Here is a 3,679-nt window from a genome sequence, read left to right as displayed (position 1 = left end):
CGGGCCTGCCACGGCGGCGCTTGCCAAATACACCGTCGCCATTAACGGCACTACTTTAACTGTTACCTGATGCGCTCCGGGCCGGTGTTCCCGGCCCCTTCTTCCGTCGGCAATCCAAACGAATTTGAGGGCCCGGATGAATGAAATCAACGCCGAAGGCCCGTTTGGGGCCAGAACTTTAGAGAAATCTAAAAGTTGAAATGCCTATATTTGCTTTCCTTTAAAAATTAAAAGTTACATCGTCTATGGGAAAGTACAAAGCCGGCGTATTATTCGGCGAAGAGCTGGAAGCGCTCTACAAGGATGCCAAGGATAGCGGATATGCCATGCCCGCGGTTAACGTGGTAGGCACCGATACCGTGAATGCCGTTCTGGAAACAGCCGCAAAGGTGAATTCTCCGGTAATCATCCAGTTTTCTAACGGTGGCGCGCAGTTTTATGCAGGGAAAGGGATGCCGAACGACAAGCTGCAGGCAAACATCTCCGGTGGTGTTTCCGGTGCAAAGCACGTACATGAAGTAGCCAAATACTACGGTGTTCCCGTAGTGCTCCATACCGACCATGCCGCCAAAAAATGGCTGCCCTGGATCGACGGCCTGCTGGATGCGGGTGAAAAGTTCATGAAAGAGAACGGCCAGCCGCTGTACAGCTCCCACATGCTCGACCTCTCCGAAGAGCCCCTGCACGAAAACATCGAAATCTCTAAAAAATACTTCCAGCGGATGAATAAACTGGGCATGTCCATCGAAATCGAACTGGGCGTGACCGGCGGCGAGGAAGACGGCGTGGACAATTCCGGCGTTGAAAATTCCCTCCTTTACACCCAGCCCGAAGACGTGGCCTACAGCTACGAGCAACTGATGGAAGTGGGTTCCCGCTTCACCGTGGCCGCCGCATTCGGCAACGTGCACGGCGTGTACAGCCCCGGTAACGTGGAACTGCGCCCCGAGATCCTGAAAAACAGCCAGGACTACATCGAAAAGAAATTCGGCACCGCGCCCAAGCCCGTTTACTACGTGTTCCACGGCGGTTCCGGCTCACCCAAGCACCAGATCGCGGAAGCGCTCGGCTACGGCGTTATCAAAATGAACCTTGATACCGACATGCAGTGGGCTTTCTGGGAAGGCGTGCTGAACTATTATAAAGATAAGGAAGGCTACCTCCAGGCGCAGCTCGGCAACCCCGAAGGCGAAGGAAAGCCCAACAAAAAGTACTACGACCCCCGCGTTTGGCTCCGCAAAGGCGAGGAATCCTTCGTGAAACGCCTCGAAGAGGCCTTCCAGGACCTCAACTGCATTAACCGTAACGCGTAATAACCAGGTTGTTATATATTTGTCAAAGCCCCCTGTTGAAAAACGGGGGGCTTTTTGATTGACGGAAAAATTTAATTTTATCGTATCTTGCATCACTAATCTTTAATCTAATTACTTAGTACACATTCTGTATGAGCTGGTTTAAGCGAATTAAACAGGGTATTTCCACCACTACCAGTGAGAAGAAAGAGGCGCCGGACGGTTTATGGCACAAATGCCCGAAATGTAAGAAGACGACCACCATGAAAGATCTGAAAGCGAATCTTTACGTTTGCGATAAGTGTAATTATCACAACCGTATCAATTCGCCCGAGTATTTCGAGATCATTTTTGATGATAATAATTTTGAAGAGCTCTTCACTAACATCTACCCGAAAGACTTTCTCGGCTTCAACGACCTGAAACCTTATGGCGACAGGCTGAAAGACGCCCAGAAAAAATCCGGCCTCTCCGACGCTATGCGCTCCGGGGTTGGAACTGTGAACGGGTACGGCCTCGTGGTGGCTTGCATGGACTTCAATTTTATCGGCGGCTCCATGGGCTCCGTAGTAGGCGAAAAGATCGCCCGCAGCATCGATTATTGCATCCAGCATAAACTCCCCCTGATGATCATCAGCAAATCGGGCGGCGCGCGTATGATGGAAAGTGCATTCTCTTTGATGCAGATGGCGAAAACTTCGGCCAAGCTCACCCAGCTGGCTGCAGCCCGCCTTCCCTACATTTCCCTGATGACGGACCCCACTACCGGCGGCGTTACCGCGTCGTACGCCATGCTGGGAGACATCAACACCGCCGAGCCCGGCGCCCTCATCGGCTTCGCCGGCCCGCGCGTGATCAAGGAAACCATTAAAAAGGACCTGCCGGAAGGATTCCAGAGCGCTGAATTCCTCCTGGATCACGGGTTCCTCGATTTTATCACCGATCGTAAAGAACTGAAGAACAAATTGGGGACATTGCTCCAGCTGTTCAAAAACTAACGATATTCCCCGGCCGGTTGCCCCTCGCAACCGGCCCATTTTTAACCCTCACATGGCAGAATTAAAGAACAGATCGGCTTATTTCGAATATGCGATAGAAGATAAATACATCGCCGGACTGGTGCTGACCGGAACCGAGATCAAATCCATCCGCGGCGGTAAAGTGAGTTTCAACGACAGCTTCTGCTATTTCTCCAAAGGCGAATTATACGTCAAAAGCCTGCACATCGCCGAGTATAAATTCGGTACGTACGCCAATCACGATCCCCTCCGCGAACGCAAACTGCTCCTCCAGAGAAAAGAACTGCGCAAGCTGGAAAAGAAAATACAGGAACGCGGGTACACCATCGTTCCCCTCCGAATGTTCATCACAGAAAAAGGGCTCGCCAAAATGGAAATAGGCCTCGGGAAAGGCAAAAAACTGCACGACAAACGCGACTCCATCAAAGCGCGGGAAGTTGACCGTGAGTTACGCCGCAATTTCAAAGTCTGACCCCAGCCCTGCAATCTGGCGCGCCATTTGCCTGCATATCTTCGTAAACACAGCTATATGTTGAAGTTTCTTCGCTACCTATCCGTATGCCTGCCCGCCGTCATCCTCTTTGCCTGCAAATCCGGCGAAAAACTGTACAACCAGGGGCGCTATTATGACGCCGTCGAATCGTTCGTCAAGAAGTTACAGCGACGCCCGCAGGACGAAACTTCGCTCCGCCTCCTCCCGCTTGCTTACCAGGCCGCCATGGAACATTATGAAGGCCGCGCCAAGCAATCCCTCGCGTCGAACAATCCCCTGAAATGGGAAGAGGTGAAGAACGAATATCGCGCCATGCAATCGCTGTACAACGTGATCCGCAGCTCGCCTGCCGCCAGCGCCGTCGTGAAACCGAAAGATTACAGCTCCGCCATCGCCGCCTCGGGCGAGAATGCCGCTGAAGTCCGCTATAACCGGGGTATCGAGCTTATGGAACAGCGTACCAAGCAAGCCGCGCGGGACGCCTACGAGGAATTTGGCGCCGCACTCCGCCTCAGCCCCAATTTCCGGGACGCCGCCAGCCTCCGCGACCAGGCCTTCCAGCTGGGACTGGTACACGTGGTGGTCAGCGAGATCGACGTCCGCTCACCTTACTTCCAGTTTTCCGCCGATCAGTTCCGCGATGCGCTGGTCCGCAACCTGGAAGACCGCCGCATCAATACTTTCGTCAGGTTTTATGATGAAAGAAGGGTGCGCGGCGAGAAGGATTTTCATCCCGATCAGTACATGGAAATGCGATTTATGGATTTTATCGTCGGGCAAACATATGTAGACCGCTCGCAGCGCGAAGTGTCCCGGGTGATCCAGGTAAAAGGCAATAAGGCCGACAGCACCGGCAAATTTCCCATGGTCGACAT

Annotated in this window: 4 protein-coding genes; all 4 read left to right on the top strand. The window is 52.9% G+C overall.

The genetic code is table 11. From position 1 onward, the window contains the following. Positions 1-245 precede the first annotated feature (245 nt). The gene (fbaA, locus tag Q0510_RS02510) at positions 246-1,313 is read left to right on the top strand and encodes a class II fructose-bisphosphate aldolase (protein WP_298707927.1); all 1,068 of its coding nucleotides are present in this window, start codon (positions 246-248) and stop codon (positions 1,311-1,313) included. Between the two features lie 131 nt (positions 1,314-1,444). Further along, positions 1,445-2,290: an acetyl-CoA carboxylase, carboxyltransferase subunit beta gene (accD, locus tag Q0510_RS02505; protein WP_298707925.1), complete on the top strand. Its 846-nt coding sequence runs from the start codon at positions 1,445-1,447 to the stop codon at positions 2,288-2,290. 52 nt (positions 2,291-2,342) lie between these two features. Then, the gene (gene smpB / locus Q0510_RS02500) at positions 2,343-2,783 is read left to right on the top strand and encodes an SsrA-binding protein SmpB (RefSeq protein WP_298707923.1); all 441 of its coding nucleotides are present in this window, start codon (positions 2,343-2,345) and stop codon (positions 2,781-2,783) included. Between the two features lie 57 nt (positions 2,784-2,840). Beyond that, a partial coding sequence (locus Q0510_RS02495) for a hypothetical protein (RefSeq protein ID WP_298707921.1) occupies positions 2,841-3,679 on the top strand: 839 nt, incomplete at its 3' end.

The organism is uncultured Chitinophaga sp., from assembly GCF_937874145.1.
Taxonomy (GTDB): Bacteria; Bacteroidota; Bacteroidia; order Chitinophagales; family Chitinophagaceae; genus Chitinophaga.
The sequence above is the reverse complement of the archived record's forward strand: the minus strand, read 5'-3'. Positions and strand labels throughout refer to the sequence as shown.